We start from the raw sequence: 12,781 nt of genomic DNA on the forward strand, positions 1-12,781 counted from the left end.
GTCAGATTCTCAGGTCTTGGGTTTGGGTTGGGGTCGGCTTGACGATCGGATACAGGAAGGCCAGCGGGTAGCCAGCGGCGTCATTCAAGTGGTCAACGCCGCTCGACTTATCCGGCATGCCGTTCTTGTCGTAGGCCTGCTGCTCAAGGCCGTCGGTGAGGTGCGGGCACCTGTTGGTGTTGATCTTCAACCGTCTCTCACCCTGTCCATTCAGGATCAGCGCGTTCACGGCATTCACTCGGTCGGCAATGGCCGGGTTGCGGCTGTTCACGCGAATCGAGAATCCGGCCTGCTTGAGAATGCTCAGGTCAGACTCGCTGGCGTTCTTGCTGCTGGAGTTGGCGCCCGAGGCATCCGGGAATATCTGGATTGGGTGGCCTTTGTCGGCGTACTGCTGCTTGAGCAGGTTGGCCATGTAGGGCGTATCGCGCCCATCGGTGATCTCAGCCACCGCCACCGGCACGCCTTCGCGCTGGACATACACCACCGCACTCATCTTCAGCCGGTTGAAGTCCATGCCGATCAGCAGCGGCTCGCGCTCGCGCTCCACCTCATCGGTATGGTTCAGCTTGCGGCAAAAGTCCGGGTACACGCTGCCGCTGTTCAAGTTGGTGAACTTGCCTTCGATGTAGGCGGCGATCAGCGCAGGCGGGTAGCTATCCCTCAGCGAATCGACGTAGTCGTCAGGCAGAAACGGGTTGGTATAGGTCGCAGCCTGGATCATCCGATAACCCGGCTTCGGGTTGCGGCCCCAAGTGTCGTACACAAAGCGGAAGCCTTCAGGCGTCGTATAGGCCGATACCCGGTTCAGCGGGTCAGCACCGGCAGGCTGCTGGCGGTTACGGGCGATGATCTTCTGCCACGCCAGCCGCGCTTGATCCTTCTTCAAGGTGTCGATCTCGTCGACGTGCGCCCGGTACGACTGATAGCCGACGATCCGCGCCGGATTCTCAAGGGTGCGCAGGACGAAGTCGCCGCACTGCCCGGAGCTGGTGTAGATGATGTTCTCTTGCTTGTTGTACTTGTAGCGAATGCCCAGGTCGCTCAGCTTCTCTTCCATGCGCGGGGCAAGGATGAGGCGAACGAGGTCGTATGTGGGCTCATATAAGGCGATCAGCGCGCTGGAGGACTCCAAGGCGTCGCGGACGGCGCAGTTGGCCAGCGTCTCGGTCTTGCCAGTACCAAACCCGCCGACGAAGGCCGGGTACTTGTCCGTCAGCTCATAGAACTCATACTGCGGCTCGGTCATCGTGAGCGCTAGGGTTCTGCCTTCCACGGACTACCTCGATCTTGATCTTGGCGACAGGCTCCTGCTCAGGCGGGTTCGCCTTCAGCAGGTCGGCGCGGGTGCGCTCCAGGCTCTCAATGCGAGCAGTCAGGCGATCGATCAGGCCGGCATAGTCGCGCACCTTGCTGGTGGTCGTGACGCCGCCCTGCTCGCCTGTCTCTTCCTTTTCACTCTCAACCTCAAGCGTGTTGCCGAACTCGTTTTCACGGGCCAGGGCGCGCATCAGGCGAATTCGGGTCAGCCGAAGCTCGTCGTCAACCTTGCCCAGCTCAATGCTGGCGAGCAGGTCGTTCTCTTCATCGGTCAGGAACTGGCTATAGATCGAACCTGGCTTAGCGGCGTGCTTGTTGCCCTTGTTGGCTTTGGCAGCGCCGCCACCGTGTAACTTGCACCGCGAGGAACCCGGAACAGCGTGTCTCTTGCATGGTTCCCCGCCGCGCGTCTTAGCGCCGCACTGGGCCATGGGCGGACCTCATTCATGGGGTGTTTTCGCAGAACGACTCATTCAACATCGTTCGAACGTCATTCGATGCGCCTCCGATTGGCTGTAGCCCTTGTTGCGCAAGGCTTCCAATAGGGTTTCGAATGACGATTAGGTATCTCGTCAGCGCACTCAAGGAATGCGCTCAGGGGATACGGTCATGCTTTGATGGTCATCGTGCGAATCGTGCCGCCCGTGTAGATGTCCCGCTTCATAGCGGCGCGCACCGCGCCCTCTGCGCTTGCACCCATATCCATTGCAGCCAGGGCATAGGCTGAGCCACTGCCAATGGCGTCAGGGTTGGCCGGGTCGAGCTCCTGCTTCCAGATGCCCGTCTTGTCGTCGTAGCCGACCATCAGCAGCTTTCCGCCATCGACGGCGTAACCCGAGCATTCGACAGGCGCCGCCGATGGCGTACCGAAGTAGGCGGCGATCAGTGCCTTTTCATCGCATACGGCACCGGACAGGAAGAAGCTGACGCCATCCACGACGGTTAGCTTTTGGCAGTCATCGGAAACGATGGAGCCGCTGCGGGTCTGGCGGGAGTCGTAGGCGATTACGCCGTCCTTGTATGCGATGGTCGTCATTCACCCTGCTCCAGTCGCTGGCCAGAGATAACCTCGCCCATGCTCAGCCCGTGGCGGGTGCGGATGGACTCAATGCCGTCAGCTTGATCCCTTGCCACCATCGCGTCAGCAACCAGGTCGGCCTGCTGGCCACTGGCGAACTCGCCGATTGCGGAAGAGGACGCGCCACAGCATCCGCCTTCCGATACTTGCTCGGTCGCGAATCGAGTGACGATGTAACGGGTGACTGGACGAACTCGGTACTCGGTCTTCATGGGTTATCTCCGGCCTGCGCACAGGCTGAGTGATGACGCGCCACAGGTCGGCGCATTGGGAACTTGTGGCGCCCTACCCCGGCTGGAACACATGGCCGCGCCTGGCGACCGCGTACAGGACGATCCCCAGCTTGAGGATCACACCGTACAGGGTGGGCACATGGCCGTTCATGGCCAGGACGAAGGCGCCGAACGCACCGATGGCCACCAGGTAGAACGCGACGGCCAGCAGTGGCGCATCCATCGGCTTGATCCGCCGCAGGTAGTCGCACGCAGCGATCACCACCAGCACGCTCAGGAAGGCATTGGCGCCGATCAGGACTGAAATCAGGGTCGAGCTCATCAGGTAGCTCCTTTGGCTCCGAACGACCCAACCAGCGACTTCAGCACCGGGATGATGTTCATTGCCAGAAGGCCTATCAGAAAGGCCACGCCGTATTGGGTTTCTCCGCCTGCCTCAAGCTTGAAGAAGCTGATTGCGAGCGGGGTGCAGAACACTGCGGAGGTGAAGCCGGTGAAGAAGGCGGCGACTGCCTGCCCTCGGGTGAGCCCGCGCAGAAAAGTCAGAGAGAGGATCGCTCCTGCGAAGCCGCCAATGATCACGCCGTACTTCACCAGCAGGACGCCGGCAGTCGTGCTTGCTGGTTCGGCCATGAGTGGTTCCTAGAAGAAAAGGCCCGGAGGGGAGGCCCTATTGAGGGACCGGGCAGAGGTGCGGAGCAGCACATAACGAATATGGAGCGGATACAGGGACTCGAACCCTGAGCCTCCGACTTGGAAGGACGGCGCTCTAACCGATTGAGCTACATCCGCTGATTTGCGTGTCTTCCCACGCCGCCCACCGAAGACCATTGCAGCGCTGGCACCCCAATGCACCAGTATCGCCGATCCAGTCACGCGCCACCCTGGAAGCATATGAGGTCAGGGTGCGCGGGCTGCCGGTGTTTTTCCGTAGCACTGCACTACCGGCTTATCAGTGTCCAGGCCTCCCCGAAGGCTGCCCTGGCTGCAGTGAATTTTTCTGCAGGCAATAAAAAACTCGGCGCGCTGGCCGGGTTCTTTTTGTGATGTTCGCCAAAGGCGAAATTATCACGATGGCGAAATCATGCCACCAGCCGAGCGGGAACGCAATAGGCCCTCAAGCGGCCTCCTTCATTTCGTAGATTGCGGCCGCCACAGGCCCGAGCGCCATCTTGTCTACGTCCTCGCAGCAGTCAAAGGCCAGACGTACATAGCCGCCCCACTCACGCTCCCAGCGGACCGATTCCAGCTTGATCCCGTAGTGAGCATTCAGCCAGGCACGAAAGGTCTCCGGCGACTCCAGCGGGTCAGCGTTGGCCGATTGCCCGCCCTGGTGCATGTAGCGGTACCGGGTCATAACCCCCTTCACCACGTACTCGAGTTTTTCGCGCTTGGCGGCGGTCATGCGCGGTGACTTGCTCTGCACCAGGTTAAAGATCACCTCCTCGGCAGTCTCGCGGGTGTCGTCATCCAGTCGCGGGCTGTACATGAAGTCCCCGAAGGCGCGGACCTGACCATGCAGCTTGCCGATCGCCGACTGCACCCTCCCGGCCAGCGCCTGGTGAACTGCATGGCTCGCACTGCGCTGCTTGTCAGTGGTTTGCACCATCGCACCCAGCAAGCCGAGTTGCTCGATAAATGCGCCTTGGCTGTCCCAGGCGGTATAGGTGCAGTCGTGCCAGACTTGGCGTGCGCTGTTCAGTTGCATACTGCCTGCTCCTTCAGTTCCTTGATCTTTGCCCGGTACTCGGCCTTGATGGCCTTCAGGTCGTAACTCATCGCGCTAGGCCCTCAGGTGCGGCAGGTTATTGGCGTCGATGTAGTCGTTTCTCGCCTTGACCGCCTCCTGGATGTCATCGAACCTTCCCAGGTGGATCTGCTTCCGGCGCCACTGCACCTTCGAGACCCACTTGCGCCCATCCCAAGAAACGCCAACGTGCCCACTGGTGTTTTTGTCTGTGATCCGTCGATTCGCCGCTTGAACGTTGTAATCGGTGTACCTGCAATTGCTCGGCTCATACCCCCTGCTCGAATCAATGCGGTCAAGGGTCAGATGGTCGGTGTATCCATTTTTCAGCGACCACTCCATAAATGGCTCGAACGCCATCCACTCATCGCAAACGGTGACCCCAGCATATTTCTCAACTTCACTGCCCTTGGGCCTTAGGCATCGGCGCTTCATGTTTGACCAGGTCACATGCAACCGGCTGTTCGAGTTGTTGTGGCCGTGCGTCACGCGCTTACGTGCGGCTGCCTTGTTTGCGCAAGCTTTACAAAGCCCAGTCATGACCTTCGCCCGCTCCATCCTTGACTCGAACTCGGTCTCGCATTCAGGGCACCGGAACACGCCAATCGACCTTCTAGCCCCGGATCGCTCTGAGATCGACTTGCGGACCAAAATCACACGGCCACCCATGACTGCACCCCCTCAATTCTTTTCTCAATACGACTGGCCTTCTTGGTGAAGATCGCCTTCACCCTTTTCAGGTACGGAATGTCATGGCGCAGCAAGCCGTTGCTGCACTCCAGCCAATCGACCTTGTCTTGGCCGATCTTCTCGATTAGCGCTGGCCGGTAGGCCATGATGTTTCCGCTGAGAAAGTTGTTGCAGGCGCTACAGGACTTGTTCATGTTCCATAGGTTGAAGCGCAGGTGCGGCGCTGCGCCGACGCTACGGAAATGCGAGCAGTGCCATTGGCCCTGCCAGGACGCTGGCTTGTCGCAGCTGATGCAGCCGAGATGGGCGTCCCGGAGGCGCACGTAGCGATTGATCGCCGCCTGCGCCTCCTTCGCGTAGTCAGCCCGCCCCTTGAGCTTATCCTTCCGCACCTTGATCTCACGGCGCTCGCGTTGAGCGATGGCCTTGCGGGCTTTGTCCTGGTTCACGTCCTTGATGGCCAGGCCGCAAGCGGGACTGCAAACGGCTTGGCCGAGGCGCCGAGGCGAGAAACTGATGCCGCATGCTGGGTTATTGCACGTCTTCGGTCGGGGTTGCTTGGTGATCATGCAGCCTCCTGGCTCAGCAAGTCATCGAAGAAAACACCCTTGGCCGAGAACTCAGCCACGATGCGGTCGGTGTAAGCGATGCCCTGGGCGCGATTGAACAAGCTGGTCACTGGGAACCCGTCCGGGCCGAACAGCTTGCAATCGCCCATCATGGCCAGCTTTTCCTCATACGGCAGGTGGCGCATTACTCGGTACCAGGCCGCCTGAAAGTCAGGGTCGCTGTTCAGCAGGATCTGCACGCCAAAATGGAGCTTGCAGTACTTGCGGGCGTCCGCCGGGTCGCCGATCTGAGTCATCTCCGCGATACGCTTGTAGAACGCGAACCATAGTGCGTTCTGGTCGAGCGTGCGGTCTTTGCCCGGACGAAGGCTGACGACCACGAACTTCTTGTCACGGAACATCGAGGTCAGTTTGCTGATGGCCTCAGAGAGCTTGGTGGTGCTGTTGACGCTGATCTTCTCGGTCATGGCCTGATCTCCCCGTGTCGCAAGGTATACCGGCTCCTCAGCTCATAGCCTTTGCGCGCGCATGCGGCTTCGAAGATGGTGGTGAATCGGCCCAGGTACTCCTTGGGCGACCCTCCGCCATAGACAATCCAGCCACTACCGTTCCTCGACACGCCTGGTACACCGCTTGTGTTGTGGCGCGCTAATCGGCGGTTGCGGCCATTGACTGATCTTGTTGCAGGTCGAAGATTGGAAATCCTGTTGTTCAGCGTATTTCCATCGAAGTGATCAACCATCTCAGGCCAGTCGCCGTGGTAGATCGCGTAGGCAAGGCGGTGCGCCTCAATGGTCTTTGAGCCAAATGGCCCGGAAATGCACACCTTGCGATAGTCGGCTCCTGCGGATTTCTTGAAAGAAACTGACCCCGCCTCCTTCCCTGCAAACTGCGAATTGAAAACAGACGCTGACCTACTGGAGCCAAAATGACCGAGAGGGCGAGACCTCCAGGTCAACTGGCCGCTCAGTGGGTCGTAATCGAGGCACTCAGCCAGGTATTCGATAGAGATCATTTGCATTTCACTCCCTGGGCCTCGATCGCCTTGCGTACGTCGCGGATATAGGCCGCCTCATTGAAGCTGCCGCCCTCGACATCGTCGAAGTACTCGCGGTAGGCTTCGCTCGCACGACTTGGCATCTCCACAACCACTGCCTCGCGGGAGGCCTGCCAGGCCCACCATGCAGATTGGACGGATGGGATGACGTACTCGCCGTCATCACCACGAGTAAGCACTGCCGGGTAGAAGCGGCCATTCCGGGCCGTGCTTTTGGCTGCATATGCCACCTCGAACTGCTCGCGCATCTTGTTGGTGTCCATCAGTGCTTCTCCCCGGCCAGAAAGTCCGATACCGATTTCCCGGTCGCGATGTGTTCAAGGTTTCCCTGGGCGTTGGTGCAGAACTCGCCTTTCGGCAGGTACAGGCGATCGAACTCGCCGTGCCATTCGTGGATGCTTGGATCGCATGCGGAGCACAGCATCCAAGGCTGGCTTGGCAGGCCGCGCCACTGCCCTTCCATGCGGACCCAGAAATTGCTGGTGGCCGTGTTCTCTCGGCAGCCACAGGCGTAACACTGGAATAGGCTCACACCCCCTCCCCGGCCGGCTGCCCGGCGCGCTTGATGTTCAACTTGGCCAGCAGGTGTGCACGGCACGCGGCGGCACCCGACGGGATCTGCTGAATCTCCAGCAGGCGGGCTTGGCGGTGGCTGGCGTATTCGTTCGCCAGGTCAATCTCGCCCTTCTGGCCGTCATACCCGATGCCTGCCGCGATATCGCCTAGAGGCTCGCCGGCGACCATCATCCGGATCGTGATGTCGTAGGCCCGGGCGAAGACCTTCTCGGCGCGCTCTGGCTCCATGTAGCCCAGGTTATGCCCTTCACACTGCAAGGCAGCGTGCCGGATGGCCTGATGCGACCAGACACGCGAACCCGCACGACTGGGGTGGAAGTTCTCCAGCGCTTCTGCCAGGGCCCTCGCAAGCGGCGGAATACCCATCTCTTCCGGGGTCGGCTGGCACAGCTTGATGAACTTGCCGCTGCTCGGGGCGAAGTCGGTACCCAGCACCCGGCACTTTTGGATGCCGAAGCGGATCTGCTCGAGCGTGTTGATGCCCGCTGCGACGAAGGACTTGATCCAGCTGCGCTTGGCAGCCTTCAGCGACTCGTCGTCCGGCCATGCCTGCTTCCACGCCGGGAAGATGGCCTGCAGCTCCTTGAACAGGGCGTTGACCACTTCGGTGGTGCCTGGGTCGAGTTGCTTGGCAGGGGCCTGTACCTCGGATGGCAGGTTGGCGGCCTTGGCCATGATCTGCGTGACGCTTCTCAGCTTTGGTTGCGCGCTCATAAACCCCCCAGGTCATCAGCCCAGCTGGTGTCGTTGAAGTCAGGGCCATTGGCCTGGCGCTTCACTGGGAACGGGCGAACATTGCTCGCAGTAGCCATGTCTCGCTTCACCCACTTGACCAGCAGGCTCACCCAGGACGCCTGAGTCTCGCAGCGACCAGATGCCGAGTAGTGGCAGACGAACGCGGCGGTGGCTTCATCGGTGAACAGGTCAACAGAGATACCCATGCGTGCGGCGTAGGCCTTCAGGAGCTTCTGGTCGGGAACCCACTCAAGGGTCATTTCGCAGGGCGCCTTTGGGTCGCCGGAATTTGCCTGCTCCGTGCGTTGAGTGTTGTGTTGATCTTCTTCAGGAATCAGTGAATCAGGAATCGGAGAATCAGGAATCAGGGCGTTAGTGGACGGTGGGTTAACAGTCTCTAACGGTGGGTTAACGTTAAACTCCTGTTCTTTCACGTGAACCTTGCGTTGCTTGCCGGGTAAAACAACGTTCTTCTTCCGTTCGTTAACGGTGAGAAAACCGTCTTGATCCGGCAGGACGCTGTCCTTTTCAGAGCCATGTGGATTCTGGTGCTTCTGGAAATTCACGATCTCGATGACCGTGAAGCCCTCCACCTGGTAACGATTGACGAAGCCAGCCTTGGCGAGGCTGTTCAGCCCCTCGTCCACGTCGTAGGTGTCGCAAGGGAACAATTCCATCTTGATACGCTTGGGACGATCCTCAAGGCGCCCTTCCCGATCAGCAAGACACCACATGCCGATGAACAGCAGGCGGTCGAAGGCAGGGAGTTCGGCCAGCAGCTCGTTACTGAACAAGCCAGGCTTGATGTTGCGTGCGCGGGCCATTACGCGGTCCTCTGGATTCGAGGAGCGTTCAGCGATGGCAGGCCTTTGCGGCGCGCTGAATCTGTTCGCCCATGGTTTGGGTGGAATCCATAAAGAAGCTCAGCGGCTTTTCTCGCTGCAGTAGCTTCTTCCAGAGTTTTAAAGCGCCCCAGGTGCAATCGCTTGCCGTTCGCACGGATCTTTGCGGTCCAGCCACCACGATCTGAAAGCACGCCGGTAACACCTGAAGTGTTGTCGACACGCATATGCTGGTTCTGCTGATTTCCCGTGACGCTTACTGCACGCAGGTTTTCAATACGGTTATCGTCACGAACACCGTTAATGTGGTCGATCTGCCCTTCAGGCCATTGGCCATAAGTGATGAGCCAGATAACGCGGTGTACCCGGAAAGCGACGTTGTTGATTTTTACGCGAAGATAACCGTCATTGTTTTCAGACCCAGCAAACATGCCGGGCATAGCCCGACTGCCACGCCTGACAAGATTTACAAGCCTTCCATCCTGAATCTTGAATAGCTCACGCGCTTGATCGGCGGTAAGAAGTCGCTCAATATTTTCCAGCGCCATGTTTTCATTACTCGCGTTTCGTGGCGCGGGATTTTTGAGGGCCTGTACATCATTGTGATGGGTGTGCATAATCGACCTCACAGTGTTGTAACGAATGCAGTTGAAAAAGCCGACCTTGCCCGTCGGTTTTTTTGTGCCTGCGATTTGGTGATTTAGTTGAGGTCTTCATCAGTCCCGCCTTTTTCAGGGACTATTGAGTCCGAACCTCGCTTTGGCACCGGTAGATTCCGGATTTTTCCGGCACCTTTTGGCCTGGTCTTCTCGAAAAAACGCTCTGCTCCAAGCTGTGCGGCGTACTGTTCAGGCGAGACGCCCGCCTTATTTGCCAACCGCTCAAGCTTCTCGTAGAGGCGTCCATCGATCCCGTGGCAGATCGTGGTTTCGGGCACGTAGGCCTCCTTCCGGGCCTTCAGGCCATCTGGCTTTTGTCGGTAACATCGCTCTCGATGATGCTTTCCAGCTTCTCCTCGACGCACATACGCACGAATACAGCCAGCTGCAGCTTGTGGAGTCGCGCCACGGCCTTCAGCGCCTCGTAGGTTTCCTCGTCGTAGCGCGACTTAATCTCCCGGTCTTTCAGGTGACTTTGGTCGTGATATGCCATGCGATATTGCTCCTTGCTGTTGAAAGGGTTAGGCGGCTGCTTTTTCTGGTGGAAAGGCGTCGTCCAAAGCGCACTTGGCGCCGAGTTCGTTGAGTGCCTCTACAATCTGGCGCGCCTCTTGGAGGCCTGGATTTCTCAGGCCTGATTCGTAGTTGGCCAATCGAGACTGGTTCCAGCCGAGCTGACGTCGCAGCGCTGCCTGGGTAACGCCAGCCCTTTCGCGAATCGTTCGGACTTGGTTCATGCGGTCTTCCTCCATTGATTACCGAAGGATAAACACGCATCGTGTTAATTGCAAACACAATAAGTGAAAGCCGGGTATTTCAATTCGTGATGAAATCCCGCGAATGAACGAATCACTAGCTCAGCGCTTGAAGCGCTTACGGAAGACGTCCGGGATGTCGCAGGCTTCTCTTGCTGAAGCTTGCGGATGGTCGCAGTCGCGCGTCGGCAACTACGAGGCAGGTACTCGTGAGCCGAGCCTGGCCGACATCGCAACCATGGCAGCAGCCATGAAAGTGGACCAATCGGAACTGCTACTCAATGCTCCGATAGGCGTCGCCTCCGAAAATCAGCCCGCATCTGCCGCCGATGTGGTGCGCGAGATGCTCGCGAAGTCTGGCAAGAACCTGTCGGCTGAAGCGCGCCACAGGCTTCTAGCGGCCGCAGAAGAGTCAGATGATACCAATGTGATCACCGGGGACTTCTCGCGACCAGGCCTGGTTGGTGACGAGGTATGGATTGCTCACTATGACGTGAGAGCCGCCATGGGTGGCGGGCAGAGTGCACACGACTTCCCTGAGATGCTTAAGGACATTCGTGTCAGCCCAAGCCACCTGCGCGAGCTCGGGGTTGAGTTTGAAGAGCACTATCACCTGAAGATGGTGACCGGCTGGGGTCAGTCAATGGAGCCCACCATCAAGCACCGCGATCCGTTGATAGTGAACATCAACATCCGCGAGTTCGTGGGCGACGGGATCTACCTCTTCTACTGGGATGACCACATCTACATCAAGCGCCTGCAGGTCGCTGATGAGGACCATTTCGAGATGATTTCGGATAACACCAGGCACAAGGATCGGCTGATTCGCCGGGATATGACTTATATCCAGGCCCGCGTCCTTCTGGTCTGGAATGCTCACCTGGTGTAGCCATGCCCCTCACCAAACCCAACCAAGATCTACGCCGCGACCTCCAAGGCCTTGCATCTGACCTGAAGTGGTCAGCGGTTGAGCTGCTAAGGATCGCCGAGCGACTAAGCCTGGCCGGGAATGATGCTGATGCCCAAGCCGTTCTGAGGATGTGCCGTATCTTTCAGGATGGCGAGGAAAGGCTTACCGGATATGCAGAGGAAACGCACCTAGGCCTCATTGTCCGGGTCAAGACACCTTGCGCCGAAATGGAGCTGTCTGACGATGGGAGAGGATTGGGTAGAGAGGACTGAGTAGGCAGATGTGACCTGATGGCAAGCTACTCGTCTAAAGTTTATTGATCGTGCTGTAGTGAAAGCCCAAAATTGGATTTTAGGTTTAACCCACGGACAAGGGAGGGGCAAATGAAAAAAGTAGACTCGCCAAGCCGCCTCATTGGGGTGGGCCTGTACACAGCTGGAGAGGCATCTCTTTATACTGGTATCTCGGCAAAAGACATCAGGCGCTGGATGTTCGGTTACAGCGCTCATGGCGTAGACCACCCGGGGCTTTGGACTCCAGAGCTATCCTTCTTGGATGAGAAGTTGCTTGGCTTCCATGACTTGTTAGAGATTCGCTTTGTGCATGCATTTAGGCAGCACGGCGTCAGTCTTCAAGCTATTCGAAGCGCTTCCCGGCAGGCTAGAGAGCTTTTTGACCAACAGTACCCATTCACTTGTAAGCGATTCCAAACTGATGGGCGCGACATTTTCGCTACCGTTTTAGACGAGACTGGTGACGAGGCACTTCTCGACCTAGTGAAGAGGCAATACGCCTTCAAGCAGGTAATCAAACCTTCACTTTACGAAGGCATCGACTACACCGGTGAGGGGGCAGCCCAACGATGGTATCCGATAAAACGAAGCAAAGCAGTTGTGCTAGACCCAGCCAGAAATTTTGGGAAGCCGGTCCTATCTTCTGCGGGTATTGATACAGCTGCCATCTACCATACTTATCAAGCAGAAGGTCAAGACTCCAAACGCGTGGCAATGATCTTCGAAATATCGACTGCGGCAGTGGATGCAGCAGTAACCTTTGAGCATAGGATTGCTGCTTGAATTTTCTGATTGATAACAATCTACCACCAGCAATCGCCAGAGCCCTTCACGAGCTATCCAAGAGTGAGGGGCATCTAGTAATCCCCCTCAAAGACAAATTCCCCTCAAACGCAACAGATATCTATTGGATCTCTGAGCTTAAGGCCGAAGGCGGGTGGGCGGTAGTGTCACAGGACAAATTTTCTAAAGGTGACGCCGAGAGGCTGGCATTTAGGGAGTGCGGCCTGCCGATTTTCTGTCTGGCGAAGCAATGGGGCCAGATGACTTACTGGAACAAAGCAGAAAATCTCGTGCGGTGGTGGCCAGCCATAACCCAGCAAGCTGGATTGATCAGTGGCGGCGCTGCATTCCGAGTCCCATGGAGATTTACTGCTCCAGGAAAATTCGAGCAGATCAAAATTTAGGTTAGAACTGTACAGAGGCAACAACACTCCCTCGTGCAGGCACGCCTCGGCAGGCATCTTTGATGCCCTGTCATCCGCTCGTCACACCGCCAGAACACAATGAGCTCAGCCAAAGGGATTTGGCCCCGCC

General features: G+C 58.0%; 23 protein-coding genes and 1 tRNA gene. 4 read left to right on the forward strand and 20 right to left on the reverse strand.

Annotation, left to right across the window (positions count from 1 at the left end):
- Window position 1: 1 nt before the first annotated feature.
- The 20 genes from IE038_RS20030 to IE038_RS20125 form a co-directional block, all read right to left on the reverse strand.
- Window positions 2-1,249, reverse strand: a complete 1,248-nt coding sequence (locus IE038_RS20030; protein WP_163933487.1) for a terminase large subunit domain-containing protein — start codon at window positions 1,247-1,249, stop codon at window positions 2-4.
- On the reverse strand, window positions 1,230-1,751 hold the full coding sequence (locus tag IE038_RS20035) for an HGGxSTG domain-containing protein (protein ID WP_229775699.1): 522 nt from the start codon (window positions 1,749-1,751) through the stop codon (window positions 1,230-1,232). Before IE038_RS20035 ends, IE038_RS20030 begins: the two co-directional genes overlap by 20 nt.
- 176 nt (window positions 1,752-1,927) lie before the next feature.
- Window positions 1,928-2,356, reverse strand: coding sequence for an Ntn hydrolase family protein (locus IE038_RS20040; RefSeq protein ID WP_189396173.1), 429 nt, complete (start codon window positions 2,354-2,356; stop codon window positions 1,928-1,930).
- The gene (locus IE038_RS20045; RefSeq protein ID WP_075044589.1) at window positions 2,353-2,610 is read right to left on the reverse strand and encodes a hypothetical protein; all 258 of its coding nucleotides are present in this window, start codon (window positions 2,608-2,610) and stop codon (window positions 2,353-2,355) included. The genes IE038_RS20040 and IE038_RS20045 overlap by 4 nt, the downstream gene beginning before the upstream one ends.
- A gap of 73 nt (window positions 2,611-2,683) precedes the next feature.
- Window positions 2,684-2,953 carry a hypothetical protein gene (locus IE038_RS20050; protein ID WP_163933489.1) on the reverse strand — a complete coding sequence of 90 codons (270 nt, stop codon included), beginning with the start codon at window positions 2,951-2,953 and terminating at the stop codon, window positions 2,684-2,686.
- Window positions 2,953-3,264: a peptidase M48, Ste24p gene (locus IE038_RS20055; RefSeq protein WP_163933492.1), complete on the reverse strand. Its 312-nt coding sequence runs from the start codon at window positions 3,262-3,264 to the stop codon at window positions 2,953-2,955. The genes IE038_RS20050 and IE038_RS20055 overlap by 1 nt, the downstream gene beginning before the upstream one ends.
- 82 nt (window positions 3,265-3,346) lie before the next feature.
- Window positions 3,347-3,423 (reverse strand) — tRNA-Gly (locus IE038_RS20060).
- A gap of 325 nt (window positions 3,424-3,748) precedes the next feature.
- Window positions 3,749-4,339, reverse strand: a complete 591-nt coding sequence (locus IE038_RS20065; RefSeq protein WP_189396174.1) for a hypothetical protein — start codon at window positions 4,337-4,339, stop codon at window positions 3,749-3,751.
- A 75-nt stretch (window positions 4,340-4,414) separates the two neighbouring features.
- The gene (locus tag IE038_RS20070; RefSeq protein WP_229775700.1) at window positions 4,415-4,918 is read right to left on the reverse strand and encodes a hypothetical protein; all 504 of its coding nucleotides are present in this window, start codon (window positions 4,916-4,918) and stop codon (window positions 4,415-4,417) included.
- A gap of 113 nt (window positions 4,919-5,031) precedes the next feature.
- On the reverse strand, window positions 5,032-5,637 hold the full coding sequence (locus IE038_RS20075; protein WP_163938247.1) for a recombination protein NinG: 606 nt from the start codon (window positions 5,635-5,637) through the stop codon (window positions 5,032-5,034).
- The gene (locus IE038_RS20080; protein ID WP_163938244.1) at window positions 5,634-6,104 is read right to left on the reverse strand and encodes a hypothetical protein; all 471 of its coding nucleotides are present in this window, start codon (window positions 6,102-6,104) and stop codon (window positions 5,634-5,636) included. The genes IE038_RS20075 and IE038_RS20080 overlap by 4 nt, the downstream gene beginning before the upstream one ends.
- On the reverse strand, window positions 6,101-6,652 hold the full coding sequence (locus IE038_RS20085; protein WP_163938241.1) for an HNH endonuclease signature motif containing protein: 552 nt from the start codon (window positions 6,650-6,652) through the stop codon (window positions 6,101-6,103). Before IE038_RS20085 ends, IE038_RS20080 begins: the two co-directional genes overlap by 4 nt.
- Complete coding sequence (locus IE038_RS20090; protein WP_163938237.1) at window positions 6,649-6,957, reverse strand: phiTE_015 family protein; 309 nt, start codon at window positions 6,955-6,957, stop codon at window positions 6,649-6,651. Before IE038_RS20090 ends, IE038_RS20085 begins: the two co-directional genes overlap by 4 nt.
- A complete protein-coding gene (locus IE038_RS20095) occupies window positions 6,957-7,226 on the reverse strand; it encodes a hypothetical protein (protein WP_163938234.1) in 270 nt (89 codons plus the stop codon). The genes IE038_RS20090 and IE038_RS20095 overlap by 1 nt, the downstream gene beginning before the upstream one ends.
- Complete coding sequence (locus tag IE038_RS20100) at window positions 7,223-7,984, reverse strand: replication protein P (RefSeq protein WP_189396175.1); 762 nt, start codon at window positions 7,982-7,984, stop codon at window positions 7,223-7,225. Before IE038_RS20100 ends, IE038_RS20095 begins: the two co-directional genes overlap by 4 nt.
- Window positions 7,981-8,829: a DnaT-like ssDNA-binding domain-containing protein gene (locus IE038_RS20105; RefSeq protein ID WP_163938232.1), complete on the reverse strand. Its 849-nt coding sequence runs from the start codon at window positions 8,827-8,829 to the stop codon at window positions 7,981-7,983. Before IE038_RS20105 ends, IE038_RS20100 begins: the two co-directional genes overlap by 4 nt.
- Window positions 8,829-9,464, reverse strand: a complete 636-nt coding sequence (locus IE038_RS20110; protein ID WP_229775701.1) for an HNH endonuclease — start codon at window positions 9,462-9,464, stop codon at window positions 8,829-8,831. The genes IE038_RS20105 and IE038_RS20110 overlap by 1 nt, the downstream gene beginning before the upstream one ends.
- 83 nt (window positions 9,465-9,547) lie before the next feature.
- Window positions 9,548-9,784, reverse strand: a complete 237-nt coding sequence (locus tag IE038_RS20115; protein WP_099774147.1) for a hypothetical protein — start codon at window positions 9,782-9,784, stop codon at window positions 9,548-9,550.
- A 20-nt stretch (window positions 9,785-9,804) separates the two neighbouring features.
- A complete protein-coding gene (locus IE038_RS20120) occupies window positions 9,805-9,999 on the reverse strand; it encodes a hypothetical protein (protein ID WP_028941800.1) in 195 nt (64 codons plus the stop codon).
- Between the two features lie 28 nt (window positions 10,000-10,027).
- Window positions 10,028-10,243 (reverse strand): helix-turn-helix transcriptional regulator, encoded by a 216-nt coding sequence (locus IE038_RS20125; protein WP_163938228.1) that lies wholly within the window; start codon window positions 10,241-10,243, stop codon window positions 10,028-10,030.
- Window positions 10,244-10,346: 103 nt separating this feature from the next.
- Between IE038_RS20125 and IE038_RS20130 the strand changes: the two genes are divergently transcribed.
- The 4 genes from IE038_RS20130 to IE038_RS20140 all read left to right on the forward strand — a co-directional run bounded on the left by IE038_RS20130 (window position 10,347) and on the right by IE038_RS20140 (window position 12,651).
- The gene (locus IE038_RS20130) at window positions 10,347-11,150 is read left to right on the forward strand and encodes an XRE family transcriptional regulator (RefSeq protein WP_189396176.1); all 804 of its coding nucleotides are present in this window, start codon (window positions 10,347-10,349) and stop codon (window positions 11,148-11,150) included.
- A gap of 2 nt (window positions 11,151-11,152) precedes the next feature.
- A complete protein-coding gene (locus IE038_RS24555) occupies window positions 11,153-11,443 on the forward strand; it encodes a hypothetical protein (protein ID WP_229775702.1) in 291 nt (96 codons plus the stop codon).
- A gap of 216 nt (window positions 11,444-11,659) precedes the next feature.
- Window positions 11,660-12,247, forward strand: coding sequence for a DUF433 domain-containing protein (locus IE038_RS20135; RefSeq protein WP_189396189.1), 588 nt, complete (start codon window positions 11,660-11,662; stop codon window positions 12,245-12,247).
- A complete protein-coding gene (locus IE038_RS20140; RefSeq protein ID WP_189396177.1) occupies window positions 12,244-12,651 on the forward strand; it encodes a PIN-like domain-containing protein in 408 nt (135 codons plus the stop codon). Before IE038_RS20135 ends, IE038_RS20140 begins: the two co-directional genes overlap by 4 nt.
- The last annotated feature ends 130 nt before the right edge of the window (window positions 12,652-12,781 follow it).

The sequence above is a fragment of the Pseudomonas laurentiana genome, from assembly GCF_014648275.1.
Classification (GTDB): domain Bacteria; phylum Pseudomonadota; class Gammaproteobacteria; order Pseudomonadales; family Pseudomonadaceae; genus Aquipseudomonas; species Aquipseudomonas laurentiana.

Coding starts and splice junctions, on each gene's coding strand:
- IE038_RS20075 (WP_163938247.1), bottom strand. CDS start 5,637: ATGATCACCAAGCAACCCCGACCGAAGACGTGCAATAACCCAGCATGC.
- IE038_RS20050 (WP_163933489.1), bottom strand. CDS start 2,953: ATGAGCTCGACCCTGATTTCAGTCCTGATCGGCGCCAATGCCTTCCTG.
- IE038_RS20040 (WP_189396173.1), bottom strand. CDS start 2,356: ATGACGACCATCGCATACAAGGACGGCGTAATCGCCTACGACTCCCGC.
- IE038_RS20100 (WP_189396175.1), bottom strand. CDS start 7,984: ATGAGCGCGCAACCAAAGCTGAGAAGCGTCACGCAGATCATGGCCAAG.
- IE038_RS20065 (WP_189396174.1), bottom strand. CDS start 4,339: ATGCAACTGAACAGCGCACGCCAAGTCTGGCACGACTGCACCTATACC.
- IE038_RS20135 (WP_189396189.1), top strand. CDS start 11,660: ATGTTCGGTTACAGCGCTCATGGCGTAGACCACCCGGGGCTTTGGACT.
- IE038_RS20120 (WP_028941800.1), bottom strand. CDS start 9,999: ATGGCATATCACGACCAAAGTCACCTGAAAGACCGGGAGATTAAGTCG.
- IE038_RS20080 (WP_163938244.1), bottom strand. CDS start 6,104: ATGACCGAGAAGATCAGCGTCAACAGCACCACCAAGCTCTCTGAGGCC.
- IE038_RS20085 (WP_163938241.1), bottom strand. CDS start 6,652: ATGATCTCTATCGAATACCTGGCTGAGTGCCTCGATTACGACCCACTG.
- IE038_RS20090 (WP_163938237.1), bottom strand. CDS start 6,957: ATGGACACCAACAAGATGCGCGAGCAGTTCGAGGTGGCATATGCAGCC.
- IE038_RS20045 (WP_075044589.1), bottom strand. CDS start 2,610: ATGAAGACCGAGTACCGAGTTCGTCCAGTCACCCGTTACATCGTCACT.
- IE038_RS20030 (WP_163933487.1), bottom strand. CDS start 1,249: ATGACCGAGCCGCAGTATGAGTTCTATGAGCTGACGGACAAGTACCCG.
- IE038_RS20035 (WP_229775699.1), bottom strand. CDS start 1,751: ATGGCCCAGTGCGGCGCTAAGACGCGCGGCGGGGAACCATGCAAGAGA.
- IE038_RS20055 (WP_163933492.1), bottom strand. CDS start 3,264: ATGGCCGAACCAGCAAGCACGACTGCCGGCGTCCTGCTGGTGAAGTAC.
- IE038_RS20125 (WP_163938228.1), bottom strand. CDS start 10,243: ATGAACCAAGTCCGAACGATTCGCGAAAGGGCTGGCGTTACCCAGGCA.
- IE038_RS20105 (WP_163938232.1), bottom strand. CDS start 8,829: ATGGCCCGCGCACGCAACATCAAGCCTGGCTTGTTCAGTAACGAGCTG.
- IE038_RS24555 (WP_229775702.1), top strand. CDS start 11,153: ATGCCCCTCACCAAACCCAACCAAGATCTACGCCGCGACCTCCAAGGC.
- IE038_RS20130 (WP_189396176.1), top strand. CDS start 10,347: ATGAACGAATCACTAGCTCAGCGCTTGAAGCGCTTACGGAAGACGTCC.
- IE038_RS20110 (WP_229775701.1), bottom strand. CDS start 9,464: ATGCACACCCATCACAATGATGTACAGGCCCTCAAAAATCCCGCGCCA.
- IE038_RS20070 (WP_229775700.1), bottom strand. CDS start 4,918: ATGACTGGGCTTTGTAAAGCTTGCGCAAACAAGGCAGCCGCACGTAAG.